Origin of the sequence: Kribbella polygonati, assembly GCF_050320105.1 — a bacterium.
GTDB lineage: Bacteria > Actinomycetota > Actinomycetes > Propionibacteriales > Kribbellaceae > Kribbella.
In genome coordinates this window covers 2,606,847-2,630,845 of sequence record NZ_CP190129.1, presented here as the reverse complement: position 1 = coordinate 2,630,845, position 23,999 = coordinate 2,606,847, and the positions used below count along the sequence as shown (strand labels likewise).

24 protein-coding genes are annotated in these 23,999 nt (G+C 70.9%); 12 read left to right on the top strand and 12 right to left on the bottom strand.

Annotated features, from left to right (window positions below):
* Nucleotides 1–10 precede the first annotated feature (10 nt).
* Entirely contained in the window at nucleotides 11–1,030 is a 1,020-nt protein-coding gene (gene moaA, locus ACQHIV_RS12605) for a GTP 3',8-cyclase MoaA (RefSeq protein WP_427893892.1), read from the top strand.
* A 60-nt stretch (nucleotides 1,031–1,090) separates the two neighbouring features.
* On the opposite strand, the gene ACQHIV_RS12600 is transcribed toward moaA, so the two are convergent.
* Together ACQHIV_RS12600 and ACQHIV_RS12595 are read right to left on the bottom strand one after the other, a co-directional pair.
* A complete protein-coding gene (locus ACQHIV_RS12600; protein ID WP_427893890.1) occupies nucleotides 1,091–1,291 on the bottom strand; it encodes a hypothetical protein in 201 nt (66 codons plus the stop codon).
* A 176-nt stretch (nucleotides 1,292–1,467) separates the two neighbouring features.
* A complete protein-coding gene (locus ACQHIV_RS12595) occupies nucleotides 1,468–1,827 on the bottom strand; it encodes a DUF3099 domain-containing protein (protein ID WP_427893888.1) in 360 nt (119 codons plus the stop codon).
* A 74-nt stretch (nucleotides 1,828–1,901) separates the two neighbouring features.
* Between ACQHIV_RS12595 and ACQHIV_RS12590 the strand changes: the two genes are divergently transcribed.
* From ACQHIV_RS12590 to ACQHIV_RS12570, 5 genes are read left to right on the top strand one after another with little or no spacing between them, the layout of a single operon-like run.
* The gene (locus ACQHIV_RS12590) at nucleotides 1,902–2,114 is read left to right on the top strand and encodes a dodecin (protein WP_427893886.1); all 213 of its coding nucleotides are present in this window, start codon (nucleotides 1,902–1,904) and stop codon (nucleotides 2,112–2,114) included.
* Between the two features lie 60 nt (nucleotides 2,115–2,174).
* Nucleotides 2,175–2,879: a 3-oxoacyl-[acyl-carrier-protein] reductase gene (fabG, locus tag ACQHIV_RS12585; protein WP_427893884.1), complete on the top strand. Its 705-nt coding sequence runs from the start codon at nucleotides 2,175–2,177 to the stop codon at nucleotides 2,877–2,879.
* Nucleotides 2,879–3,649, top strand: coding sequence for an enoyl-ACP reductase FabI (fabI, locus tag ACQHIV_RS12580; RefSeq protein WP_427893882.1), 771 nt, complete (start codon nucleotides 2,879–2,881; stop codon nucleotides 3,647–3,649). Before fabG ends, fabI begins: the two co-directional genes overlap by 1 nt.
* A 3-nt stretch (nucleotides 3,650–3,652) precedes the next feature.
* A complete protein-coding gene (locus tag ACQHIV_RS12575) occupies nucleotides 3,653–5,338 on the top strand; it encodes a Mur ligase family protein (protein WP_427893880.1) in 1,686 nt (561 codons plus the stop codon).
* A 39-nt stretch (nucleotides 5,339–5,377) separates the two neighbouring features.
* Nucleotides 5,378–6,232, top strand: a complete 855-nt coding sequence (locus ACQHIV_RS12570; protein WP_427893878.1) for a hypothetical protein — start codon at nucleotides 5,378–5,380, stop codon at nucleotides 6,230–6,232.
* A gap of 15 nt (nucleotides 6,233–6,247) precedes the next feature.
* On the opposite strand, the gene cphA is transcribed toward ACQHIV_RS12570, so the two are convergent.
* The 7 genes from cphA to ACQHIV_RS12535 form a co-directional block, all read right to left on the bottom strand.
* Nucleotides 6,248–9,037, bottom strand: coding sequence for a cyanophycin synthetase (gene cphA / locus ACQHIV_RS12565; protein WP_427893876.1), 2,790 nt, complete (start codon nucleotides 9,035–9,037; stop codon nucleotides 6,248–6,250).
* A 6-nt stretch (nucleotides 9,038–9,043) separates the two neighbouring features.
* Nucleotides 9,044–10,087: a cyanophycinase gene (locus ACQHIV_RS12560; RefSeq protein ID WP_427893874.1), complete on the bottom strand. Its 1,044-nt coding sequence runs from the start codon at nucleotides 10,085–10,087 to the stop codon at nucleotides 9,044–9,046.
* Nucleotides 10,088–10,131: 44 nt separating this feature from the next.
* On the bottom strand, nucleotides 10,132–11,109 hold the full coding sequence (locus tag ACQHIV_RS12555) for a zinc-binding dehydrogenase (protein WP_427893872.1): 978 nt from the start codon (nucleotides 11,107–11,109) through the stop codon (nucleotides 10,132–10,134).
* Nucleotides 11,110–11,127: 18 nt separating this feature from the next.
* A complete protein-coding gene (locus ACQHIV_RS12550; protein WP_427893870.1) occupies nucleotides 11,128–12,495 on the bottom strand; it encodes a glycoside hydrolase family 16 protein in 1,368 nt (455 codons plus the stop codon).
* A gap of 65 nt (nucleotides 12,496–12,560) precedes the next feature.
* Nucleotides 12,561–13,442 (bottom strand): GNAT family N-acetyltransferase, encoded by an 882-nt coding sequence (locus ACQHIV_RS12545; RefSeq protein WP_427893868.1) that lies wholly within the window; start codon nucleotides 13,440–13,442, stop codon nucleotides 12,561–12,563.
* Between the two features lie 17 nt (nucleotides 13,443–13,459).
* On the bottom strand, nucleotides 13,460–14,674 hold the full coding sequence (serB, locus tag ACQHIV_RS12540) for a phosphoserine phosphatase SerB (protein ID WP_427893866.1): 1,215 nt from the start codon (nucleotides 14,672–14,674) through the stop codon (nucleotides 13,460–13,462).
* 213 nt (nucleotides 14,675–14,887) lie between these two features.
* The gene (locus tag ACQHIV_RS12535; protein ID WP_427893864.1) at nucleotides 14,888–15,622 is read right to left on the bottom strand and encodes a hypothetical protein; all 735 of its coding nucleotides are present in this window, start codon (nucleotides 15,620–15,622) and stop codon (nucleotides 14,888–14,890) included.
* A 62-nt stretch (nucleotides 15,623–15,684) separates the two neighbouring features.
* Between ACQHIV_RS12535 and ACQHIV_RS12530 the strand changes: the two genes are divergently transcribed.
* From ACQHIV_RS12530 to ACQHIV_RS12515, 4 genes are all read left to right on the top strand, one after another.
* A complete protein-coding gene (locus ACQHIV_RS12530) occupies nucleotides 15,685–16,467 on the top strand; it encodes an ABC transporter ATP-binding protein (RefSeq protein ID WP_427893862.1) in 783 nt (260 codons plus the stop codon).
* Nucleotides 16,468–16,537: 70 nt separating this feature from the next.
* The gene (locus ACQHIV_RS12525) at nucleotides 16,538–17,044 is read left to right on the top strand and encodes an NfeD family protein (protein WP_427893860.1); all 507 of its coding nucleotides are present in this window, start codon (nucleotides 16,538–16,540) and stop codon (nucleotides 17,042–17,044) included.
* Between the two features lie 81 nt (nucleotides 17,045–17,125).
* Nucleotides 17,126–18,310 carry an SPFH domain-containing protein gene (locus ACQHIV_RS12520; RefSeq protein WP_427893858.1) on the top strand — a complete coding sequence of 395 codons (1,185 nt, stop codon included), beginning with the start codon at nucleotides 17,126–17,128 and terminating at the stop codon, nucleotides 18,308–18,310.
* A 107-nt stretch (nucleotides 18,311–18,417) separates the two neighbouring features.
* On the top strand, nucleotides 18,418–19,164 hold the full coding sequence (locus ACQHIV_RS12515; RefSeq protein WP_427893856.1) for a sulfite exporter TauE/SafE family protein: 747 nt from the start codon (nucleotides 18,418–18,420) through the stop codon (nucleotides 19,162–19,164).
* On the opposite strand, the gene ACQHIV_RS12510 is transcribed toward ACQHIV_RS12515, so the two are convergent.
* Entirely contained in the window at nucleotides 19,148–19,798 is a 651-nt protein-coding gene (locus tag ACQHIV_RS12510) for a TetR/AcrR family transcriptional regulator (RefSeq protein ID WP_427893854.1), read from the bottom strand. The two genes, ACQHIV_RS12515 and ACQHIV_RS12510, sit on opposite strands and share 17 nt — an antisense overlap.
* 50 nt (nucleotides 19,799–19,848) lie before the next feature.
* Here ACQHIV_RS12510 and ACQHIV_RS12505 point away from each other — a divergent pair, with 50 nt between their 5' ends.
* Both ACQHIV_RS12505 and ACQHIV_RS12500 read left to right on the top strand, forming a co-directional pair.
* Complete coding sequence (locus ACQHIV_RS12505) at nucleotides 19,849–20,802, top strand: quinone oxidoreductase family protein (RefSeq protein WP_427893852.1); 954 nt, start codon at nucleotides 19,849–19,851, stop codon at nucleotides 20,800–20,802.
* Nucleotides 20,803–20,816: 14 nt separating this feature from the next.
* A complete protein-coding gene (locus tag ACQHIV_RS12500; RefSeq protein ID WP_427893850.1) occupies nucleotides 20,817–21,251 on the top strand; it encodes an organic hydroperoxide resistance protein in 435 nt (144 codons plus the stop codon).
* Here the strand turns inward: ACQHIV_RS12500 and ACQHIV_RS12495 are convergent.
* Entirely contained in the window at nucleotides 21,238–22,311 is a 1,074-nt protein-coding gene (locus ACQHIV_RS12495; protein WP_427893848.1) for a flavin-containing monooxygenase, read from the bottom strand. The two genes, ACQHIV_RS12500 and ACQHIV_RS12495, sit on opposite strands and share 14 nt — an antisense overlap.
* A 102-nt stretch (nucleotides 22,312–22,413) precedes the next feature.
* Nucleotides 22,414–23,967, bottom strand: coding sequence for a LuxR C-terminal-related transcriptional regulator (locus tag ACQHIV_RS12490; protein WP_427893846.1), 1,554 nt, complete (start codon nucleotides 23,965–23,967; stop codon nucleotides 22,414–22,416).
* Nucleotides 23,968–23,999 lie beyond the last annotated feature (32 nt).

Sequence of the window (23,999 nt, the reverse complement as noted above, 5' to 3'; positions counted from 1 at the left end):
CGCTGGGGGGATGACGGCGATCCGGGAAGCGACTCAACTGGGCCTGGCGGACCGCTACGGCCGGGTCGCGACCGACCTGCGGGTCTCGCTCACGGACCGCTGCAATCTCCGTTGCACGTACTGCATGCCGGAGGAAGGCCTGGACTGGCTCGGCAAGCCCGAGCTGCTCACCGACGACGAGGTCGTCCGCCTGGTCTCGGTCGCGGTCACCCAGCTCGGCGTGCACGAGATCCGCTTCACCGGCGGCGAGCCGCTGCTGCGCCGCGGCCTGGTCGGCATCGTCGCCCGTACGGCGGAGCTCGCGCCGCGCCCGGAGATCTCGCTGACCACCAACGGCATCGGGCTGGCCCGCCAGGCGCAGGCGCTGAAGGATGCCGGTCTGGACCGGGTGAATGTCAGCCTCGACGCCGTGAACGCGGACACGTTCAAGCAGCTCACGCGGCGGGACCGGCTCAAGGACGTGATCGCCGGACTCGAGGCCGCGCACGACGCCGGCCTGACGCCGGTGAAGGTGAACGCGGTCCTGATGCGCGGCGTGAACGACACCGAAGCGCCGCAGTTGCTGGAGTTCTGCCTCGCCCGCGGGTACGAACTGCGGTTCATCGAGCAGATGCCGCTGGACGCCCAGCACGGCTGGGACCGGGCGACGATGGTGACCGCCGACGACATCCTCGGCATGCTCACCGACCGGTTCCACCTGACCCCGGACGACGCGTCGAAGCGCGGCAGCGCGCCGGCCGAGTCGTTCCTGGTCGACGGCGGTCCGCGGACCGTCGGCATCATCGCGTCGGTGACCCGGCCGTTCTGCGGGGACTGCGACCGGGTCCGGCTGACCGCCGACGGTCAGATCCGCGACTGCCTGTTCGCGCGCACCGAGTCCGATCTGCGGTCCGCGCTGCGCGCCGGCGCCGACGATGCGGAACTGGCCGACCGCTGGCGGCGCGCGATGCTCCGCAAACACCCGGGCCACGGCATCAACGACCCGAGCTTCCTGCAACCGGCCCGGCCGATGTCCGCGATCGGCGGTTGACCGGCCTAATCCGGAAATGTGCTTTTTCGGTATGTCGCTGGCGTGTGCGCTCGACATTCCTTAGCTGAATGGTTCGACCTCGCGCAGGAATGACCGCCGGTCGAGGAAGTCCGACAGGCTGTCCTTGTGTTCGTCGCAGGCGAGCCAGGTCTTCCGCCGGTCCGGCGTGTGGATCTTCGGGTTGTTCCAGCGCAACGCCCAGGTGGCGGCGTTGCCGCAGCCCCTGGCGGAGCAGGTGGTCGGAGCAGGTTCGTCAGTCACATTCCCGATATTCCTGATGTCTCAATAATCAATAAGGGCAAAAATGAAGCGACGTCGGACAGCCACGGGGGGAGCCGTCCGACGCCGCATCAAGTCCCTGAATTCCACTGCTGAACTTCAAGGCACGCGGGAGATTCTGACACGAATCAGTCCAAGTTTTCCAGTCCCGGCCCAGATCACTTTTCGGTGTCGGTTCCGCCGTCCTGAACCGGCTCCTCGTCGGCCCGTACGACGGTCGTCCGGCCGTCCCCGATCGCGGTCCGGCCGGGGGCGATGAACGGGCTCGCGCCGCCCTGGGTCGCGGACCGGTGGGCGTTGGCCAGCACGACCGCGAAGTACGGCAGTGCGATCGCGCCGACCACGAAGGCCCAGCGCCACGGCGACGGGGTGACCACCGCGAGGATGAAGCACACCACCCGGATCGACATCATCCAGGCGTACCGCACGATCCGGCTGTCCAGATCCTCGGACCGGCCCGGCTGCGCACTGGTCACCGAGATGACCGCCGCGCCGCTCCGCTCATGGCGTCTCGACATCTATCCTCCTCACCAGGAACAACGGTACGCCGCGCCGTCCGCCCAAGCGCAGCCAGGCTGGAAGCAGGTATGTCATGACCGATCGCACGTACCGCGTCACGGAGATCGTGGGCACCTCCAAGGAGGGTCTGAACCAGGCGATCACCAACGGGATCACCCGTGCCGGCGAGACGCTGCGGCACCTCGACTGGTTCGAGGTGACCGATATTCGCGGGCACATCGAAGACAACCAGATCGACCACTACCAGGTGACGATGAAGGTCGGTTTCCGGCTCGAAGACTCCTGAGATCTGCGCACCGGCCCGAGTGGGATAGCGTTCCTCCGACCGACGACGTGAGGAGGGCTTGTGGGCAGGTCTGTGCTGGTGACCGGAGGCAACCGGGGTATCGGTCTGGCGATCGCTACCGCGTTCAAGGAGGCCGGTGACCAGGTCGCCGTGACCTACAACTCGAGCCCGCCGCCGGAGGGTTTCCTCGGGGTGAAGTGCGACATCACCGACCAGGCGCAGGTCGACGCCGCGTTCGACACGATCGCGGAGCAGCAGGGCCCGGTCGAGGTGCTGGTGGCGAATGCCGGCATCACCCGCGACACGCTGCTGCTGCGGATGTCCGACGAGGACTGGGACCAGGTCGTGCAGACCAACCTGACCGGCTCGTTCCGCGTCGCCCGGCGGGCCGCGAAGGGCATGCTGCGGCTGCGCAAGGGCCGGATCGTGTTCATCTCCTCGGTGGTCGGCCTGCTCGGCTCGCCGGGCCAGGTGAACTACGCGGCCAGCAAGTCCGGCCTGATCGGGATGGCCCGCTCGATCGCCCGCGAGCTGGGCAGCCGCGGCATCACCGCGAACGTGGTGGCGCCCGGGTTCGTCGAGACCGACATGACCGCGGTGCTGCCGGAGGAGACGCAGAAGCAGTACCTGAGCCAGATCCCGCTCGGGCGTTTCGGCCTGACCTCGGAGATCGCGAACGCGGTCCGCTGGCTGTCCTCGGAGGAGGCCGGGTACATCACCGGCGCGGTGATCCCGGTCGACGGCGGCATCGGGATGGGCCACTGATGGGCATCCTCGACGGCAAGCGGGTCCTGGTCGCCGGCGTCACGCTCGACTCGTCGATCGGCTTCGCCACGGCCAAGGTCGCGCAGGAGCAGGGCGCGACGGTGCTGATCTCGAACTTCGGCCGCGCGCTGAGCATCACCAAGCGGATCGCCAAGCGGCTGCCGGTCGAGCCGCCGGTGCTGGAGTTGGACGTCACGAACGCCGAGCACCTGGCGGCGCTGCCCGACGCGGTGCGGGAGCACGTCGACGGACTGGACGGGGTCGTGCACTCGATCGCGTACGGGAACCCGGAGACGATTCTCGGCGGCAAGTTCCTGGACGGCCCGTGGGACGACGTGGCGCAGGCCGTGCACGTCTCGGCGTACAGCCTGAAGGCCCTCGCGGTCACGTGCGCGCCGCTGATGAGCCGGGGGAGCAGCGTGGTCGGGATGACCTTCGACGCGACCGTGGCCTGGCCCGGGTACGACTGGATGGGGGTCGCGAAGGCGGCGCTCGAGTCGACCAACCGGTATCTCGCGCGCGACCTCGGCGCGCGGGGCATCCGCTGCAACCTGGTGTCGGCCGGCCCGCTGAAGACGCTGGCCGCGAAGGCGATCCCGGGCTTCGAGAAGTTCGAGGAGCCGTGGCTGGACCGCGCCCCGCTGGGCTGGGACCCGTCCGACCTGGAGCCGACCGGGCGCACCATCGTCGGCCTGCTCAGTGACTTCTTCCCCTCGACGACCGGCGAGATCGTGCACGTCGACGGCGGCTACCACGCGATGGGAGCGTGATAGGTGTCTACTTCCCTGGTGGAGCTTCGCGTCCTGGACGGCGCCAACCTCTACTTCAGCCGCGCCGCGGTCAAGCTGACGCTGGACCTGACCTCGCTGGTCGACGCGCCCGCCCCGGCCGCGAAGGCGTACGCGCAGGCCATCGGCCTCGGCGCCACCCGTCCGGGCCGGATCGGCTCCGGCTTCCGGCAGCGGTTCGCGATCCGCGTCGTCGGTCACGTCGTACGGCGGATCGCGCGCACCGCGGGGATCGGCCGGATCGGTGTCCGGGTGCGCCCGGAGTCCGACGTACGGCGGCTCGTGGTGGCGTTCCCGTGGGCACACGAGGGCCGGGCGCGGGCGCTCGGGGCGGCGATCGTCGAGGTGCTGGACGCGTTCGGCGCGGACGACCTGGGCGAGCTGATCACGGCCGTCGGTGAGCGCGTCCGGGACGAGCCGCCGGGCAACCCGCCGCCGACATTGCGGCCGAAGGTGCCGGTGGTCGCCGTGACCGGGACGAACGGCAAGACCACGACGTCGCGGATGATCGCGCACATCGGCCGCGCCGCCGACCTGCACGTCGGCTGGTGCAGCACCGACGGCGTGTACTTCGACGGCGAACTGATCAAGTACGGCGACTTCTCCGGCCCGAGCGGTGCCGCCCAGGTGCTGTCCCGCCCCGGGATCCAGCTGGCCGTGGTCGAGACCGCGCGCGGCGGGATCCTGCGCCGCGGCGTCGGCGTGGCGTACAACGACGTGTCGGTGGTCACCAACGTCACCGCGGACCACCTCGGGCTGGGCGGCATCGACACCGTCGACCAGTTGGCCGAGGTGAAGGCCGTGATCACACAGATCACCCGGCCGCGCGGCTGGTGCGTCGTGAACGGCGATGACCCGCGGACCTTCGCGATGCGGCTCGGCTCACCGGCCAAGTGCTGGGTGTTCTCCCGCGACCCCGACTCGCCGTCGATCCGGACCGTGCTCGACGAGGGCGGCCGGGCGACCACCGTGCTCGACGGGTTCGTCACGGTGCTGGACAACGCCCGCGACCCGGAGCCGCTGCTCAAGGTGGTCGACGTACCGATGACGCTGTCCGGGCTGTCGCACTACAACGTGGAGAACACGCTGGCCGCGGCGTCGGCGGCGCTCGGGCTCGGGCTGCCGCGGGCCGCGGTGATCGAGGGGCTCAGTACGTTCGCGCCGAACGAGAACAACCCCGGCCGGATGAACATGTACTCGCTGCGCGACTTCACCGTGGTGATCGACCTCGCGCACAACGAGGCCGGCCTGGAGGCGCTGATCGAGATCATGAACGGCGTCAAACCCGAGGGCGGGCGGCTGATGCTGGCGCTCGGCTCGCCGGGGGACCGGGCCGACGACATGGTCGCCACGCTCGGCGCGATGGGCGCCCGGGCGACCGACCGGGTCGCGATCGGCCACAAGAGCGACTACCTGCGCGGACGGCCGCCGGCCGAGCTCGAGGCGGTGTTCCGGGCCGGGGCCGCGTCGGTCGGCGTGGAGGACGTGCCGGCCTTCCCGACCGAGCTGGAAGCGGCGCAGGCGCTGGTCGCCGAGGCCAGGGCGGGTGATGTGGTGGCGGTGATGTCTCTGCAGGATCGGGCGAGTCTTGACGCCTGGTTGCGGTCCGAGGGAGCTACTGTCGACACACCGGAGACCTTGAAGAGCAAGGTCGAGAGAGCCCAGCACTAGCCCCGACGGTCCGCCCGCTGGGGTGGGAACGGGGTTGTGATGCGCTACCTGTGGTCGATCCCGGCCGCGGTGGTCGCCTGGTTCGTGGGCGGCTTCTCCGCGACGTACCTGAAGGGACTCCCGGAGGGTACGACGTACTTCGTGCCGCCGCGGATCGACCTGCTGGTGCTCGGCGGCCTGACCGGCGGCGTGCTCGCCGGGCTGCTGATCGGCCGGATCCGGATCGCCGTACCCGTCGTACTGGTCGTTGCCGCGGGCCTGTGGTGGGCGACCGGGACGTCGTTCGGCGAGCTGAAGCTGCTGATCACGTTGCTGGTGGCAACCGCCGTCGGTGCGTTCTTCGGCGCGATCGGGGCCCGGAGCTCGGTGGTCGCGGCGTTCGCGCTGGCGCTGCCGGTCGCGTGGACCGCGATGCGGCCGGCCGAGCAGCTGACCGACTGGCGCTGGCTGTGGCAGCTGAACGGCGCGCTCGTCGGCGCGGGGCTCGCGCTGCTGCTCTACATCGCCTGCTGGAAGCGCGGCTGGCGCTCGGTCGGCGCATGGATCCCGCTCACCGGGTTCTACGTCGTCTGCTTCGCCGTCGTCGAGTCGGTGCGGCTGATCAGCGCGTCCACCGGGAAGCCGATGGATTCGGTCGGCAACGCCTCGACGGACGCGTTCTTCCAGTCGTTCGAGCCGCTGCTGCGCACGTACTGGCCGTGGATGGTGGTCGGCGTACTGCTGGCGATCCCCATGGTCACGCTCAAGCTGCGCGCCCTGCCGCCGGCACCACCGCCGCCGGACCCGTACGCCGGGAAGTCGAACGACGCCGTACTGTCCGACGACCTCGACTGGATCGACCAGGTGGAGCCGCGCCGCCGGCTGCTGCCGAAGCGGCAGCAACCGGCGTCCTGATCAGCCGCTGCCTGGTCAGGTCATTGCCTCTTCCGCGATCTCCTCGTCGGGCTGGACGAAGTCCGGGTCGCCGCCCTCGTCGCCGGAGCGGGCGCCCGCCTGGGCCAGGTGGGAGACCGACTCGAGTTCGGCCAGCACGGACTGGTGCTGGTCGACGCACAGCACCACGAGGTCGCCCGGGTTCGACAGGTCGAGCGCGTAGCGGACCGCCTCGAGCTCGTCGAGGACGACGTCCACCCGCCGGCAGCGGGCGCCGTCCTCCATCGCGGCCCGGACGCCGGCCGTGACCAGGTCCGCGGACTCGCCGCGCTTGCGGCCGCGCAGCCGGGCGTCCTCGCGGACCACGACCGCGTCGAAGTGCTGCGCAGCGACCTCGCCGAGTTCGCGGATGTCGTCGTCGCGCCGGTCGCCCGCGGTCGCGACCACGCCGATCCGGGACGGCCGCCCCAGCTCCGACGACGCGTTCAGGCTCTCGCCGAGCCGGTCGACGAAGTCGCCGAGCATCCGCATCGCGGGCGCGTTGTGGCAGTAGTCGACGATCACGCTGCGCCCGTCGACGTCGATCTCGTTCAGCCGCCCGGGGGACAGGTAGTACGACGTGTTGAACGTCCGCAGGCCCTGCCGGATGTCGTGCAGCGGCGCACCGGCCGCGAACGCCGCGGCGGCGGCCGCCATCGCGTTCTGCACGTTCATCATCGCCCGCCCGCCGAACGTTGCCGGCAGCAAGTGCGTCCAGGCGAGCTGCATCGACCGGCGGCCGTGCTTCACCACGATCATGTCGCCGAGGTCCGAGCGTTCCAGCACCACGGCCCGCCCGCCGCGCCGGCAGTGCCCCTCGATGTAGTCGCGGACCTCGCTGCCCGGCTCGGACATGCTGAACCAGACGACCTGACCGGAGCACTTGCGGCGCATCTTCCGGACCAGCGGGTCGTCGGCGTTCAGGACGGCGTACCCGGTCCGCGGCACCGCCTCGACCAGCACCGACTTCACGTCGGCGAGCTGCTCCAGCGTCTCGATGCCGCGCATCCCGAGGTGGTCGGGCTGCACGTTCAGTACGACGGCCACGTCGTTCCGCTCGTACCCGAGGCCCTCGCGCAGGATCCCGCCGCGGGCCACCTCGAAGACCGCGAAGTCGACCCGCGGGTTCTGCAGCACCATCCGCGCCGACTTCGGGCCGGACGCGTCCTGCCGGATCACCAGCCGCTCGTCGATCACGATGCCGTCGGTCGACGTCATCCCGACCTTGCGGCCGAGACCCTTGAAGACGTGGCTGATCATCCGCGCGGTGGTGGTCTTGCCGTTCGTCCCGGTCACCGCGACGATCGGGATCCGGCTGGTCGCGCCGGGCGGGAACAGCATGTCCACGACCGGCTTCGCGATGTACTGCGGCTCGCCGATCGTCGGGTTGGTGTGCATCCGGAACCCGGGCGCCGCGTTCACCTCGCAGATCGCGCCGCCGGTCTCGCGGACGGGCTGGGTGATGTCCGGGCAGATGAAGTCGATGCCGGCGATGTCCAGCCCGATCATCCGGGCCGCCTCCTCGGCGATCTCGACGTTCTCCGGGTGCGCCTCCCAGGTCCGGTCGATGGAGATCCCGCCGGTGGACATGTTCCCGGTGAGCGTCAGCTTCACCATCACGTCCTCTGGCGGTACGTCGTCCAGCTCGAAGCCCTGGTCGCGGACCAGCTGCCGGGCCGCCGCGTTCACCGTGATCCGGGTGAGGATCTTCTCGTGCCCGACGCCGCGGCGCGGATCGGCGTTGGTGATGTCAACGAGTTCGGCGACCGTGTGGACGCCGTCGCCGACCACGTGCGCGGGCACGCGTTCGGCGATCGCCTCCATCCGGCCGTTGATGATCAGGCACCGGTAGTCCTTGCCGGTGACGAAGTTCTCCACGATCACGAAGCCGCGCCGGGACTGCTCGGCCGCGATCGGGAACGCCTCGCGGAGTGCGTCGGCGTCCTGCAGGTTCAGGCAGACGCCGCGGCCGTGGTTGCCGTCCAGCGGCTTGCAGACGACCGGGTACCCGATCTTGTTCGCGACGCCGACCGCTTCCTCGACGGTCCGGATCGACTCCGACCGCGGCACCGGCAGGCCGGCGGACGCGAGCAGCCGGGTGGTCAGGTCCTTGTCGCTCGCGACGTCCACCGCGATCGACCCGGTCTCGGACGTCATCGTGGCCCGGATCCGCTTCGCGTGCACGCCCTGCCCGAGCTGCACCAGGCTGGCCTTGTTCAGCCGGATCCACGGGATGTCCCGGGACACCGCCTCGTCCACGATCGCCTGCGTGGACGGGCCGAACGCGGTCCGCTCGGCCTGCTTGATGAACTTCTCGAGCTCCTGGGTGAAGTCGAACGCCGGGTCCGGTTCGACCAGGTTGTTCACGAACCGTACGGCGAGTTCGCCCGCGGCCAGCCCGACCGCCTCGTCGGCGTACGCGTAGGTGATGTTGTAGACGCCGGGCGAACCCTTCACCTGCCGGGTCTTGCCGCGGCGCATGTCGTGGCCGGCCTCCTGCTGCAGCTGGAGCGACACGTGCTCGGCGATGTGGCCGAGCCAGGTGCCTTCGTACAGCCGCTCGATGAACCCGCCACGGCGGCCGCGCGAGCAGTGGTGCTGGTCCAGGCGCGGGAGGTCGGCCAGGAGGCGCTCGGTGAAGCCCGGGATGGTGTTCGAGGGGAACTTCTCCAGCGAGCCGAGGTCGACGACCAGGTGGATCGCGGGGTCGTAGCTCCAGACGTTCGGGCCGCGGTAGACGCGGGTCTCGATGATCTTCAGGTCAGGCGAGGGTGTTGCATCGGTCATGGGGCGTCACTGTTCTGGTTGCGTGCGGTCGGGGAGCTCTGGGTCGGCGCCGGCCTTGATCGGCTCGGTCGCCTCCGGTCTGGACTCCCCGGCGGCAGCAGCCTTGGTACGGCGTCCCGCCCGCCGCTTGCGTTCGGCGTAGTACCGCGGCGACACGCCCTCCGCGGCGATCTCCTTCGCGAGCTTGCGCAGGTCCGCCTCGGCGGCCGCCATCTCGGCGATCTCCGCGGCCGGCGGCTGCGGGCCGTACGACAGCAGCACGCGGTTCTGCAGGTCGAACGTCGCGGTCGCGGGCAGCACGTGCAGCACCACACCGGACGCGAGGATCGGCTCGGAGCGCTTCGCGTTGTGTGCGTTCGACGTGATCCGGGTGCCGTCGAAGATCGTCACCGCGCCCCGGCCGACGACCTCCAGGTGACTGCCGCGGACCACCGCCGCGGTGTCCTCGTCGACGCCGATCCCGAGCAGGCCGGGGGACTGCGCGACCAGCGACAGCAGCCGGCCGTACCGGTTCCGCTGCGCGAAGTGCTGGTCGACGATCGCGCCCTGCACCAGGCCGAGCCCGCCGGACAGCTGACTCATCCGCTGCCGCGGGGTGGCCCCGGACCGCCCGAACGCGATCATGTGCTCGGCCAGGATGCTCGCGCCCGCCGACGTACCGCCGACTGCCGCACCACGCGCGTGCGCGGCCGTCACCGCCCGGCCGAACGCCGTACCGGTGACGACCCCCGCGAGCTTGAGCTGGTTGCCGCCGGTCATGAAGATCCCGGTGGCGTCGTTCAGCGGCGCGATGAAGGCCGGATCGTCGGCGTCCCCCCGGTTCTCCGGGCGGACGCCGACCACGCTCTCGGCGCCGAGCGCCGCGAACAGCGCCCGGTACACGTCGATCACGTCGGGCCCCAGCGCGGACGCCGTGGGCACCACGACGATCCGCGCCTTCGACCCACCTGCCGCCTCGACGAACTCCTGCAGCACCGTCCGCTTCTTCAGCTTGTCCTCGGCACCACCGATGGCGAACAGGGCACCCGGCCCACCCTGCAGTTCAGACATAAGCGGAATGGTAGGTGCTCATCCCCGCTCGGGCCGCATTCCGGTCACGGCGCGTACTTCCGGACCCGGAGCACGGCGCGCCCTTTGATCCGCCGCTCGCGCACCGCGTCGATCACCTCCGCCGCCTCCTGCCACGGCCGCTCCACCTCCACGCCGAGGTCGAGCTTCGTCTCCGCCACCAGCCGGACCAGGCGCACGAGATCCGCGTGCAGCGTGTCGTGCGCGGTGACCTCGTCGAGGTCGTCGAGGAACACGATCCGTCCACCGGCAGAGCGGTCCCGCCGCCAAGTCCGGAAGCTGATCGGCTGATCGCGGACCGGTGTCGCCACCGTGACCAGCAGCCCCTGCGGCTCGAGCGACTCGATCGCCTCGCCGAGCACCGCACCGCCGACGGTGTCGATGATGAGATTCGGTCGGCTGCCCAGACTGTCGCTCACGATCTCCGCACCCGGAACCGGGGCGAGCGGATGCCGCTTCCGCTCACCCGGACGGACGAATGCCCGCACGTGCGCGCCCGCAAGGTTGGCGAGCTGACAGGCGAGGCGGCCGACGGCACCGCGTGCGCCGGTGACCAGGACGTCCTTGCCCACCAGGAATCCGCCGAGTTCAAGGGCATGCAGCGCGGTCAGGCCCGGGGTCGGCAGGGTCGCACCGAAGACGTCGCCCACGTTGTCCGGCAGTCCGGCGAGCCGGGTGTACGGGACGGCGACCAATTCGGCCCAGGCGCCACGCGGGACCGTTCCTGCGACCCGCGCGCCGAGGACCGCTCCGAGGGTGGCTGTCGGATGGATGGCGGCGGGGTACTGCACCAGCGTGCCGGCGAAGTCTCGGCCGGGGACCGCCGCTTCCGGGACGTTCTCGTTCCGGAAGCCGGCGGTCGGCCACGCACCCGCGAGGTCCAGCAGGTCGCGGTGGGTGACGGCGAAGGTGTTCACCCGGACGATCGCCTCGTGGGACAGCGGGACCGGGTCGGGGACCTCCCGCAGTACGACCGACGATCCGCTCCTGGTGAGCGCCAGCATCTTTCGACGGTACGTCGGTCAGTGACCGAAGGTGAACCAGTTCAGGTTGACGAAGTCGGCCGGTTGGCCGCTGGTGAAGGTGAGGTAGACGTCGTGGGTGCCGGTGACGGCGGACATGTTCGCGGGGACCGTTCGCCAGGACTGCCAGCCGCCGGTGTTGGCGATCGCGAAGCTGCCGATCGGTGGGTTCGACCTACTGTCGAGCCGTACTTCGACCAGGCCGCTCACACCGCCCGCGGCTCCTGAGGCGACGCGGGCGACGAACTGGGTCGCCGGCGTGCTGCCGAAGTCGATGCCGCTGTACTCCGCCCAGTCGCCGTTGCCGATCTGCATCAGGTTCTGGCCGCCGCCGGCGTCGGTCGTGGTCTCTAGACCCATTCCTGACTGTTGGCTGTACGACTCGGCCTGGAGCGTGCTGTACGCCGACGAGCTCGGCGGCGGGGGAGTCGTCGTACCGCCGCCCTTCGTCGAGACCGCGACGTAGTCGACGACCATCGGCTTGTCCGGGACCGTGGACGCGCGCGGCGTCGGGCCGTTCAGGGCGTCCGGGAACGCGCCGCCGATCGCGAGGTTCAGCAGGACGAAGTACCCGGCGTGCGAGGTCATGTTCGACCAGGTGTCGGCCGGGAACTGGCTCTGGCTGAGCGAGTGGAACTGCTGGCCGTCGACGTACCACCTGAGCTGGTTCGGTGAGACGGAGGTGTCCCACTCGAAGCGGTACGTGTGGAAGGCGGACTGGCAGGTCGATCCGGGACACGCGCGGTTCGCGCCGAGGCCGGTGGTCTCGTTGCAGGCGCCGCCCGGGTTCACGCCGCAGTGCAGCACGCCCCAGACCGAGTTGATCCCGTTGACGTTCTCCATGATGTCGAACTCGCCGATGCCCGGCCAGTTCCAGTAGTTCCCGCGGTACGGCGAGCCGAGCGCCCAGAACGCCGGCCAGTACCCGAGCGCGGCGTCGCCGGTGACGTTCGGCATCTGGATCCGGCTCTCGATCGCCAGCACGCCTCCGGCCGGCGGCTTGAAGTTCGCCCGCTGGGACTCGATCCGGGCCGACGTCCAGTTGCCGGCCGCGTCCCGGCGCGGGGTGATCCTCAGGTTCCCGGCGCCGTCCAGGGACAGGTTGTCCGGGCTGTTCGTGTAGTTCTGGATCTCGCCGGTGCCCCAGTTCCCGGGGCCGCCCGGGTAGCCGTGGCCGGTGTCGATGATCCAGTTCGTGCCCGATGGCAGGCTGCCGCTCGGGCCGTTGAAGTCGTCGCTCCACACCGTCGACCAGCCGGCCGGCGGGGTCGGTACGTCGGCCTGCGCGGCGCCGCCGAGCGAAGCGGCGGCGACCAGCAGGGCGGCGAGGGGAGCGGTCAGGGCGAGTGCGAGGGGGCGGATCCGCATGTCGACCTCCAGGGCGGTGGATGAGGTCAATGTGAGCGCTCTCATGCCGCGCTGTCAACAGCTCGTCACAGCTCCGTGCGGTAGACCGTCGTACTGCGCCGGACCGACATGCCGAGCCGCTGGTACATCGCCAGCGCGCCGGTGCCCGAGTGCGTCCAGAGCGTCAGCGTCCGCCGCCCGCGGCGCCCGGCCTCCTGCGCGGCGACGGTCAGCAGCGTGCGGGCGATGCCGCGGCCGCGGAAGTCCTTCCGGACGGCGACCTGGTCGACGTACCCGTCGGGGGAGTCCGGCAGGTCGAGGCCGATCACGACACCGACGATCTCGTCACCCGACAGCGCGACCGGCGACAGCGCGGGGTCGAAGCTCGGGCGCTCGATGCTCGTCCCGGCCCACTCCTCGTACCCGTGCCGGCGCGGCTGCCAGTCGTCGAACGCGTCCTGCACGACCTGGTGCGCCTCCCGCGCGTCACCCGGCGCGAACGGGCGTACGGTCACGCCGTCCGGGATCGTCGGGGCCTCGCCGCCGACGGGCCGTTCGAGCAACCAGTTGGTCGCGAGTACCTCGTAGCCGCGCGACCGGAGCAACGCTGTACCGGCCTCGTCCGCGTCGTCGACCGTCTGCGCGAGCCAGTCACTCTCGTGCTCCCGGGCGCGGGCCTCGGCCCAGTCGAGCAGCTCGGTCCCCAGACCGCGGCCGGCGTACGACGGGTGTACGTCGATCTGTGAGCGCCGGCCGCCGTGCACCCACGCCCAGGCGACAAGCTCGCCGTCGGGCGTCTCGACGACGCGGGTGTCGAGGTCGAGCGTGATCAGCGGGCGCCGCAGGTCCGCGGCGACGGCGTCCGGCGCCGACTCCGCCTGTCCGTGCCAGGCCCGCTCGTTGGCGGCGATGATCGCGTGAATCGCCGGCGCGTCGTCGAGCGTCGCGGGGCGGGTACTGAACTCCATACCCCGGATCCTGCCACCTAGGCCGGGTTGTCGGCGTCCGCGTTCTCGACTTCCTCGCGGGTGATGCCGAGGAGGTAGAGGATGGTGTCGAGGTACGGCACGCTCAGGTGGGTGTCGGCGGCGGCGCGGACCACCGGTTTGGCGTTGAAGGCGACGCCGAGGCCGGCGGCGGCGAGCATGTCGAGATCGTTGGCGCCGTCACCGATCGCGACGGTCTGGCTGAGCGGCGTACCGGAACGAGCCGCGAACTCGCGCAGCGCGGTCGCCTTGCCCGGCCGGTCGACGATCTCGCCGACCACCCGACCGGTGAGCTTGCCGTCGGCAATCTCCAGCTCGTTCGCCTTCGCGTAGTCGATGCCGAGCTCGGCGGCGAGCTGGTCGGTGATCTGGCTGAACCCGCCGCTGACGATCGCGAACTGGTAGCCGAGACGCTTCAGCGTGCGGACCAGGGTGCGGGCGCCGGGCGCGAGCTCGATGGCGGCGTACACCTCGTCGAGCGCCGAGACCGGGAGGCCTTCGAGGGCGGCGACGCGGTGCGTGAGCGACTCCGCGAAGTCGAGTTCACCGCGCATCGCTTGCTCGGTGACGGCGGCAACCTCGGCCAGGCGGCCGGCGTGCGCGGCGAGCATCTCGATCACCTCGCCCTGGATCAGGGTGGAGTCGACGTCCATCACGATCAGGCGCTTGGCGCGCCGGTACAGGCCGCCGTCCTGGACCGCGATGTCGAGGCTCTGGCGGACGCCTTCCTGGGCGAGGACGGTGCGGAGCGCCTCAGGTTCGACGCCGGAGACGGCGATCTCCATCGCGGTCACCGGGTAGCGCGCCATCCGGCTGATCCGGTCGATGTTCGCGCCGGTGTCGGCGATCCGGCCGGCGATCGCGGCCAGTCCGGAGGCGGACAGCGGGTGGCCGATCACCGTTACCTGGCTGCGGCCCTTGCGGCGCGGCTCGTTGTCGCCGACGCCCTTCTTGACCGAGATGTCGACGTCGAGGACGTTCGCGAGCGCCTTCAGTTCTTCCTTCAGGTTCTTGTGGTCGCGGGGTGCGGACAGCAGTACGCCGAGCACCAGCCGGCCGCGCAGGACGACCTGCTCGGCGTCGATCACCTCGAGCCCACGGGTCGCCAGGGTGGACAGCACCGCGGACGTCAGCCCCGGCCGGTCGGTCCCCGTCAACGTCACCAGCAACGTCGGCCGCTCGGCCGTCGTCTCCACCTCACCAGGTCCAGTCATCTCGCGGCAAACCTACCTAAATCAGATGACGGTCAGATGTCCGGTCCAGATCTCAAGCAAGAGAACCGCGCTCCGCGGACCGGCACCACTCACCAATCACCTGTCGGGCGAGCGGTTCCCGCTCGCGAGCTGCTCGCCGAGGACGGTGCGGTGAGCTTGGTGAGTGGTGGGCGTCCGCTGAGCGGGGCGGGGGAGCGGGGAGCGGAGACGACGTCAGATGTGGACGGGCGGGGCGCAGGCTGCCACTAGGGCTCGGCGGGCGGCTGCTGCTAGTTCCAGGAGGGCTCGGCGGCGGGCGTCGGCTTCGGGGCCGGTTACTGCGGCGCCGTCGTCCTCCAGGGCGGCGTCGGCGATGGCGAGGCATCTGCGGGCGGTCGCAGCGGTCTTCACGGCGCGGGGTTCGTATCCGGGGGCCAGGTCGTCGCCGGTGCCGCGGCCGATCTTGCGGATGTCGATCAGCGCGTCGGCCACCTCCGGCTTCCACCTCGCGACCTCGAGCGCGGCCAGCGACTCCGCCGCGTCGATCAGCGCCATCCGCAACCCACGGTCGGCCTCACCGAAGTCGGCCGGCACCGGCGACACCGCGGGCAGTACCGCCCACTGCACGGACGGCCCGACGTACGCCGGCACCAGCCCGATCTCCGGCCCCGTGAGTACGACGGCCTCCCCGGTCTCCAGCGCCGCCTCGTTGAACGCGGGCGGACCGGCCAGCCCGATCGGATCACCCGGCACCGGCAGCGCGAGATGCGCCTGCGTCGTACCGGCGGCCCGCAAGAGGTTGAGCGCCACCGGCAACGTGGCCGGCTCCGGGTGCCCGGCGAGGCCCGCGACGTGGTGACCGACGTCGTCGCCGAGGATCTGGTGCGCGGCGGTGTCGGGATCGCAGGCGCCGGTCAGCATCGCGTTCGTCCAGACGGTGAACCGGACCGAGGCGGAGGTCGTCAGCACGCCGGTAAGTCTCGCACCACCCACCAGCGGGCCGGAAACGGCGACCCCTTAGGTTTTGGTGCATGACTGCAGTGGTGGAGCTGGCCGGGGTGTCGGTCGTTCGTGGGGACGCGCGTCTGCTCGACGGGATCGACTGGATGATCGACGAGGCCGACCGGTGGGTGGTGATCGGGCCGAACGGCGCCGGCAAGACCACGCTGCTGCAGATTCTGGCCGCCCAGGTGCACCCGACGGCCGGTGTGGCCGGGCTGCTCGGTGAGGTGCTCGGCGCGGTCGACGTGTTCGAGCTGCGCCCGCGGATCGGGCTGACCAGCGCCGCGCTCGCCGACCGGCTGCCGAAGAGCGAGCGGGTGTCCGACGTCGTGGTCTCCGCGTCGTACGCCGTCCTCGGCCGCTGGATCGAGGAGTACGACGAACTCGACCACGAGCGGGCCGGCGCACTGCTGGCCGAGCTCGGCATCGCGCACCTGGCCGACCGTACGTTCGGCACGCTGTCCGAGGGCGAGCGCAAACGCGTGCAGATCGCCCGCGCGCTGATGACCGACCCCGAGCTGATGCTGATGGACGAGCCCGCGGCGGGCCTGGACCTTACGGGTCGCGAACAACTGGTCCGGTCGCTGAGCTCGATCGCGACCGCCGCCGGTGCGCCCGCGATGGTGCTGGTCACCCACCATGTCGAGGAGATCCCGCCGGGCTTCACGCACGCGCTGCTGCTCAAGCAGGGCAGGATCGTCGCGGCCGGCCCGATGGACCAGGCGCTGACCGCGGAGAACCTCAGCGACACCTTCGACCTGGCTCTCACGCTCAAGCAGGAGGACGGCCGGTACACGGCCCGCGCGCTCTGACGCGGATCCGGCGGCGGGTGTGACGCGTCGAACCCCTGCCGGAAACCCCCGACCTGGATAGGCTTGGGAAATGATGGATTGGCTGCGGGACAACATGTGGGCGGCGTGGCTGACGATCGCCGCCGTCCTCGGCCTGGCGGAGCTGGCGTCGCTCGACTTCACGTTGCTGATGCTGGCCGCCGGCGCGCTCACCGCGGCGGGGGTGGCCGCGTTCTTCCCGGGGCTGCTCTGGCTGCAGATCGTCATCGGGCTGATCACCGCGGGCGCGATGCTCGGCGCGATCCGGCCGATGATCGTCCGCAAGATCCATCACGGGCAGGAGCTGAAGACCGGTTCGGCGCACGTCATCGGCCGGACCGGCACGGTGGTGAAGGAGATCCACCCCGACGGCGGCGGCTCGATCCGGCTCGGCGGTGAGCTGTGGACGGCGCGCCCGTACGACGAGGTGTCGACGATCGCGCCCGGCACCCGGGTCGAGGTGATGTCGATCGACGGCGCCACCGCGGTCGTGTACCCGATCAGCGATCCGCTGTCCCAGGTGGAGACCCCGAAACCCCAGGACCCGCCGCAGTCCTGAGCGTCGAGTGGTCCCCTACCCGCAGTAGTGTCGGAGGTAGGGCGGCAGACTGCCCGTCCGAGTGTTCGAGTGGAGGGTCGAGTGACCGCGTTCCTCATAGTCCTGGCACTGGTCGCCCTGGTGGTGATCGTGACCTTGGTGAAATCCGTCCGGGTGGTGCAGCAGCAGACCGTCGGCATCGTCGAGCGGTTCGGTAAGTTCAAGACCGGCCTGCAGCCGGGCCTGAACCTGCTGACCCCGTTCGTCGACAAGGTCCGCTACACCATCGACATGCGCGAGCAGGTGGTCGCGTTCCCGCCGCAGGGCGTCATCACCGAGGACAACCTGATGGTGTCGATCGACTCCGTCATCTACTTCCAGGTCAACGACCCGGTGCGGGCGACGTACGAGATCTCCAACTACATCCAGGCGATCGAGCAGCTGACCATGACCACGCTGCGGAACATCATCGGTGGCATGGACCTGGAGCAGACGCTGACCTCCCGCGAGGAGATCAACGAGAAGCTGCGGTACGTGCTGGACGAGGCGACCGGCAAGTGGGGCATCCGGGTGAACCGGGTCGAGCTGCGCTCGATCGACCCGCCGCCGTCGATCCAGGACTCGATGGAGAAGCAGATGCGCGCGGACCGGGACAAGCGCGCCGCGATCCTCACCGCGGAAGGTATGCGGCAGTCCGCCGTTCTGTCCGCCGAGGGTCAGAAGCAGTCCGCGATCCTGACCGCCGAAGGTGACAAGCAGTCCCGCATCCTGCGCGCCGAGGCCGAGCGGCAGGCCCGGATCCTGAAGGCGCAGGGTGAGGCGCAGGCCATCACCACGGTCTTCAACGCGATCCACGCCGGCAAGCCGGACCAGGGTCTGCTCGCGTACCAGTACCTGCAGATGCTGCCGTCGATCGCCCAGGGCGACGCGAACAAGCTGTGGATCGTGCCGAGCGAGATCGGCGACGCGCTCAAGGGTCTCGGCTCCGCGGTCGGCCAGGTGGCCGGTATCGCGCAGCAGGCCGAGGGCAACTGGGAGGCGCCCGCGCTCGACAACGGGCAGGTCCCGGAGCTCGACGGGGCGGCCGCCGGTTCGGGTGCCGGCGGTTCCGCCGTCGCCGAGGCCGACAACGCCGTACGGGAAGCGATCGCGGCCGCCGAGTCCGCGGCCGTGAGCACGCGCAGCCAGTCCGCGCCGAGCATGCCGGCCGTGCCGCCGCCGACCCCGACGGCGGCCCCGACGGCTCCGGAGCAGCAGCCGCCGGCGCAGGAACCGCCGCAGCGCTGACAACACCCACCAGGAACCCTCCCGGAGCTCGTCCGGGAGGGTTCTTGCCTGTTCAACCGCCGGACAGATCTGCAGGTGCCGGAACAGGTGCGTAAAGTCTCTGAGCGATGACATGGTTCGAGGCGGTGTTCGTCCTGCTGGCGGGGATGGGCGCGGGAACGATCAACGCTGTGGTGGGGTCGGGCACGCTGCTCACGTTCCCCGCCCTGCTGGCCGTCGGTATTCCGCCGGTGCTGGCGAACGTCAGCAACACGGTCGGCCTGGCGCCCGGTGCGGCGGCCGGCGCGATCGGGTACCGCCGGGAGCTCGAGGGGCAGCGCGGCCGGATGCTGCGCCTGGTGCCCGCGTCGGTACTCGGCGGCATCCTCGGGGGAGTCCTGCTGCTCACCACACCGGACTCCGCGTTCCACGCCGTCGTACCGGTGCTGATCCTGCTCGGCTGTCTGCTGGTCGCGTTCCAGCCGTGGCTGTCGAAGTGGATCAGCGCGCCGTCGCACCTGCACCGCGGTGCCTGGTGGGTGATCCCGGCGGTCTTCGCGACCGGTGTGTACGGCGGGTACTTCGGTGCCGCGCAAGGCGTGCTGCTGATGGCGATCCTCGGCCTCGGCCTGGACTCGAACCTGCAGCGGATGAACGGGTTGAAGAACGTGCTGGCGACGGCCGTGAACACCGTTGCCGCGATCCTGTTCGTGATCGTCCACGACATCGACTGGCTGGTCGCGGTGCTGATCGCCGTCGGCTCGACGATCGGCGGCTTCCTCGGCGCCCGCTACGGCCGGCGGCTGCCGCCGATCGCGCTCCGGGCGCTGATCGTGTGCATCGGCGCGATCGCGATCGTCACGATGCTGTTCTGACCTGCAACCCGGCGAGCAACAGGTCCAGTCCGTAGTCGAACTGCTCGTCGCCGCCGGTCGTCCGGGCCAGCTCCGGCGCGAGCTCGACGACCGACGGGAACTCGCGCGCCGACAGCGACTCCATCGACGCCCGCAACCGCCGCCACGCCTCCGGGTCCCGGCGTTCGGCGGCCATCTGGATCTCCCACGACGTGGCCCCGAGTACGTACGTGAACAGGGTGGTGTGCGTCCGCGCCGCCGTCTCCGGGTCGAACCCGGCGGACCGCAGTACGCCGAGCAGCCCCTCGGCGACCCGCGCCGTCTCGTGCCCGCTCAGCGGCCGGCCGGCGAGTAGTTGCGCCAGGCAAGGATGCTGCAGCATCAGCAGCCGCAGCGACCGGCACACAGACCGCACCTGGTCCGGCCACGGCGCATCGGCCGGTACGGCGGGAAGTAGCGACATCAGGTGGTCGCGGACGGCGTCGTACAGCTCGTCCTTGTTCCGGAAGTAGGTGTAGAGCGCCATCGGGCCGACACCTAGCTCGGCGGCGACGCCGCGCAGGCTGAACGCGTCCGCGCCCTTGGCCTCCATCAGCTCGAGCGCCGTCCGCACGATCAGCTCCGCACTCAGCGTGTTCCGCGGCGTCCGCGCCATGTGACCCAGCTCCCTTCGATCTCACTAACGTACAGTGTATAGTACGGTGTATGCGAGCCATTCAGATCACCGAGTTCGGCGGACCCGAGGTCCTGAAGATCAGCGAGGTCCCGGAGCCGGTCGCCGGCGACGGGCAGGTCCTGATCACGGTCGACCGCGCGGGCATCAACTACGCGGACACCCACCAGGTCGAGAACAGCTACCTCTCGAAGACGGAGCTCCCGCTGATCCCCGGCGGCGAGGTTGTCGGTCACACCGCGGACGGCCGTCGCGTGGTCGCACTGGTCGGTTCCGGCGGGTACGCCGAGAAGACCGTGGCGCACGCGCCGTACGCGTGGGACGTGCCGGAGGGTGTCACCGACGGCCAGGCGCTGTCGCTCGTGCTGCAAGGGACGACCGCGTGGCATCTGCTGAAGACGTCGACGCACCTGCAGCCGGGGGAGTCCGTCCTCGTGCACGCCGGTGCGGGCGGGGTCGGCTCGCTCGCCGTCCAGCTCGCGAAGCTCTGGGGCGCCGGGCGCGTGATCGCGACCGCTTCGAGCGAGGACAAGCGCAAGCAGGTCCTCGAGCTCGGCGCGGACGCCGCGATCGACGGTACGCCGGAAGGCCTGAAGGACCGGATCCTCGAGGCGAACGGCGGGAAGCCGGTCGACATCGTGCTCGAGATGGTCGGCGGCCCGACGTTCGACGAGTCGTTCGCGGCGCTGGCCCGGTTCGGCCGGCTGGTGACCTTCGGTGCCGCGTCCCGGCAGCAGGCCGCGCCGATCGACCCGAGCCGGTTGATGAAGGGCTCGAAGACGGTCGCCGGCTTCTGGCTGGCCGACTGCTTCGCGAACCCGCGGTTGCTCGGCGATCCGCTGGCCGAACTGTTCGGCCTGACCGCGCGCGGCGAACTGCGCCCGATCGTCGGCGGCGAGTACGCGCTGTCCGACGTCGCCACCGCCCATGAAGACATGCGCGCCCGCCGTACCGTGGGCAAGCTCCTGCTCGACCCCACTCGCTGAAGGAGAAACCAGCTATGACGATCGCTGTTGAGAAGGTTCTGTACACCGCCAAGGCCACCGCGGACGGCGGCCGGGACGGCAAGGTCGCGACCGACGACGGCAAGCTCGCCGTCACCGTCGCGCCGCCGGTCGAGATGGGCGGCAACGGCAACGGCACCAACCCGGAGCAGCTGTTCGCGGCCGGGTACGCGGCGTGCTTCCACAGTGCGCTGAAGGTGGTCGCCCGCCGCACCCGTCAGGATGTCGAGGGCTCGACCGTGACGGCCGAGGTCGGCATCGGCCCGATCAACGGCGGCGCCGGGTACGGTCTCGAGGTCGCGATGGTGGTCAGCCTGCCCGGCATCGCGGACCGCGCGGCCGCCGAGGAACTGGTCGCGCAGGCGCACCAGGTGTGCCCGTACTCGAACGCCACCCGCGGCAACATCAAGGTCGACCTCAAGGTCGCGTGACCCCTGCCGGGACCGCCGCGTTCCGGCGGTCCCGGAGGTGCCGGATCAGGTACCGGGCGTCCCGGTCCAGCCCCTGGATCGTCGCGGACGCGACCGCGAACTGGAACTCCGCGCCGAGGTACATCAGCCGCGGGTCCTGGTCCGAGATCCCGCGCGTGTGCGGTCCTTCGGGCAGGTCCAGCCAGCTGTGGTCCGGCCCGGACCCGGTGCACCAGACGACCGTCCGTACGTCGCTCAGCACCTCGCCGTCCGCGGTCACCGGGTAGCCGTCCCGCACCGACTCGATCCTCCCGTGCCGTACGACGCCGGCCGCCTCGACCTGCTCGATCTTGTTCCGCACCAGGTTGACCCCGTGCCCCTGCATGGAGGCCATCACCTTGCGGCCCATCGGCGTACGGCGAGTCAGCACGTGCTTGAACGCGAACATCACCAGCGGTGTCGTGAGGTGTCCGACGCGCGTGTCGATGTCGACCGGGACCTGCCCGGGGTGCCGGCCGGCGAGCCGGGTCGGATGCGTCCTGACCGCCTCCAGCGCGATGTCCGTGCCCGAGTTGGCCGCGCCAACGACCAGCACCTCGCCGTCCGCGAACTGCCCCGGGTTGCGGTACTCCAGCGAGTGCAGCTGCCGGATCGCCGGATCGAGCTCGGCCGCGAACGCCGGCCGGTGCGGTACGACGTGCCACCCGGAGGCGACGACGACCCGGTCGGCGAAGTACTCGCCGGAGCCGGTGTCCACCACGAAGCCCTGCGCGTCCCGCGACACCCGGGTCACCTGGACGCCGGTGTGCACGGGCAGCTCGAAGTGCGCGGCGTACCGCTCGAGGTAGTCGGCCATCTCGTCGCGGGTCGGGCAGTCCTTCACCGGGATCCGCAGGCCGGGCAGGCTCGCGTACCGGGGCCTGCTGAACAGGCGGAGTGCGTCGTACCGGCGCCGCCACGAGTCACCGATCCGCGGGTCGGCTTCGAGGATCACGAAGCGCTCGCCCAGCCGGCGCAGGTAGTAGCCCATCACCAGACCGGCCTGACCACCACCGATCACCACAGTCCCGAACCTGTCCATCACAGCCCCCTCAGTACGTCGCTTGTCCAGCAACGTAGGACCGCGGACCCCGCCGTGACATCGACCGACCACGCCATCACGGCCGTCGCGGCATGGTCATTTCTACCCAGACACCAGCCCGTGCGAGTAGGCGTACGCCGTCGCGGCCGCGCGGCTGGAGACCCCGAGCTTCCCGAAGATGTTCGAGACGTGCCGGGCAACGGTCCGCTCGCTGAGGAACAGCTGCTCGGCGACGCCCCGGTTGGTGGCGCCGGTGGCGAGCAATCGCAGTACTTCCAGCTCTCGCGGGCTCAGCCCGCCGGCCCGGCCGCCGGGGTCGAGCGCGGCCAGGTCGGCCACCGCCCCGAGCCGCTCGAACACGGCGCGGGCGCCGTCGATCTCCATCTGCGCGGCATCGCCGTCGCCCAGCGCCCGGCAGGCGCGCGCCACCAGGAGTCGCGTGCGGGCGGCTTCGTACGGCGTGTCCAGCTGCTGCCACAGTGCCCAGGCACGCCGCAGCGGCGGGATCGCCTCGCGCGGGTCGCCGCACGCGATCCGGACCGCGCCCTCGGCGTACGCCGCCACGGCCTGCAGGTACGGCGAGTCCGCGCCCGCGAGGGTCGCCAGCTCGGTGGCGGCCGTCCGCGCGGTGTCGTAGTCGCCGGCGTCGATCGCGAGGTCGACCCGAGCGGCCAGCAGGTCCGGGCGGTTCTGCGGTTGCTCGGCCAAGGCGCGCTCGAGCCCGGCGAGCGCGGCGGCCTGGTTGCCCTGCGCCGCCCGGAGTCTGGCGAATCCGGGCTGGACCTCGGCCCCGTGAGCGGCTGCCTGCTGATAGGCCTGGTCGGCGGCCGCGTACCGGCCGCGCTGGCGCTCCACATCGGCCAGCCGGTACCAGGCGTCGCCACCCGCCTGGGTCTCGGCCAACCGGCGGCAGGCGTCCTCGGCAGCATCCGCCGCCTCGGCCCACGCGCCGCGCAGTTGGAGGATCTCCGCCCGGTGCACCAGGCAGGCGCCGCGGTACGGCACGAGACCGGACTGCGCGTCACACCAGCCGGTCAGCGCCCGGGTCCACTCCTGCGCGCGGCGTAGGTCGTACATCTGCATGCTGATGTCGACGACCGCGCAGTACGCGAGGCCGGAGACCTCGGGGCCGATCCGGCCGCCGGTCACGTGCACCATCGCCTCGTCGAGGGCGGCGAGCGCCTCGGCTCCGCGGCCCGTCATCATCAGGCAGCGGCCGCGGCCGAGCGTGGCGAGGACCAGCAGTTCGGGGTCGGCGGTCAGCCCGGACGACTGCTCGAACATCGGCAGCGCGGTCGCCGCGTCACCGGCCTTCATCAGCGCGACGGCGTCGGCCTGCAGCCGCATCGCGGCGAACTCGGCGCTGTCGTCGGCCACCTGCCGCTCGATCCGCGCCCGCCAGCCGGCCGCGTGCGCCACCTCGCCGCGGTTCTGCAGATGGAAGCCCAGCCAGAACGCGGTCCGGGCGGCGCGCCTGCGGTCACCGGCTGCCAGGTGACCTTCGTACGCGCGTTCCCGGCACTGGGCGACCTCGTCGTCGCGGCCGAGGACGAACGCGGCGACCGCGAGCCGGTCGAGGTCCGCGGGCGGCAAGGGGGCGTGCCGGTCGGCCGCCGTCAGCTCGGCGTACTCAGTAGGCCAGTCGTGCTGCTCCATCGTCTGTTCAATCTACCGGCCTGACTAGAGTG

Excerpts from the sequence above, each read along its gene's own strand:
- moaA (WP_427893892.1), top strand. The coding sequence starts at position 11 with ATGACGGCGATCCGGGAAGCGACTCAACTGGGCCTGGCGGACCGCTAC.
- ACQHIV_RS12595 (WP_427893888.1), bottom strand. The coding sequence starts at position 1,827 with ATGTCGAGACGCCATGAGCGGAGCGGCGCGGCGGTCATCTCGGTGACC.
- ACQHIV_RS12590 (WP_427893886.1), top strand. The coding sequence starts at position 1,902 with ATGACCGATCGCACGTACCGCGTCACGGAGATCGTGGGCACCTCCAAG.
- fabI (WP_427893882.1), top strand. The coding sequence starts at position 2,879 with ATGGGCATCCTCGACGGCAAGCGGGTCCTGGTCGCCGGCGTCACGCTC.
- ACQHIV_RS12570 (WP_427893878.1), top strand. The coding sequence starts at position 5,378 with ATGCGCTACCTGTGGTCGATCCCGGCCGCGGTGGTCGCCTGGTTCGTG.
- cphA (WP_427893876.1), bottom strand. The coding sequence starts at position 9,037 with ATGACCGATGCAACACCCTCGCCTGACCTGAAGATCATCGAGACCCGC.
- ACQHIV_RS12560 (WP_427893874.1), bottom strand. The coding sequence starts at position 10,087 with ATGTCTGAACTGCAGGGTGGGCCGGGTGCCCTGTTCGCCATCGGTGGT.
- ACQHIV_RS12555 (WP_427893872.1), bottom strand. The coding sequence starts at position 11,109 with ATGCTGGCGCTCACCAGGAGCGGATCGTCGGTCGTACTGCGGGAGGTC.
- ACQHIV_RS12550 (WP_427893870.1), bottom strand. The coding sequence starts at position 12,495 with ATGCGGATCCGCCCCCTCGCACTCGCCCTGACCGCTCCCCTCGCCGCC.
- ACQHIV_RS12545 (WP_427893868.1), bottom strand. The coding sequence starts at position 13,442 with ATGGAGTTCAGTACCCGCCCCGCGACGCTCGACGACGCGCCGGCGATT.
- serB (WP_427893866.1), bottom strand. The coding sequence starts at position 14,674 with ATGACTGGACCTGGTGAGGTGGAGACGACGGCCGAGCGGCCGACGTTG.
- ACQHIV_RS12530 (WP_427893862.1), top strand. The coding sequence starts at position 15,685 with ATGACTGCAGTGGTGGAGCTGGCCGGGGTGTCGGTCGTTCGTGGGGAC.
- ACQHIV_RS12525 (WP_427893860.1), top strand. The coding sequence starts at position 16,538 with ATGATGGATTGGCTGCGGGACAACATGTGGGCGGCGTGGCTGACGATC.
- ACQHIV_RS12515 (WP_427893856.1), top strand. The coding sequence starts at position 18,418 with ATGACATGGTTCGAGGCGGTGTTCGTCCTGCTGGCGGGGATGGGCGCG.
- ACQHIV_RS12510 (WP_427893854.1), bottom strand. The coding sequence starts at position 19,798 with ATGGCGCGGACGCCGCGGAACACGCTGAGTGCGGAGCTGATCGTGCGG.
- ACQHIV_RS12505 (WP_427893852.1), top strand. The coding sequence starts at position 19,849 with ATGCGAGCCATTCAGATCACCGAGTTCGGCGGACCCGAGGTCCTGAAG.
- ACQHIV_RS12500 (WP_427893850.1), top strand. The coding sequence starts at position 20,817 with ATGACGATCGCTGTTGAGAAGGTTCTGTACACCGCCAAGGCCACCGCG.
- ACQHIV_RS12495 (WP_427893848.1), bottom strand. The coding sequence starts at position 22,311 with ATGGACAGGTTCGGGACTGTGGTGATCGGTGGTGGTCAGGCCGGTCTG.
- ACQHIV_RS12490 (WP_427893846.1), bottom strand. The coding sequence starts at position 23,967 with ATGGAGCAGCACGACTGGCCTACTGAGTACGCCGAGCTGACGGCGGCC.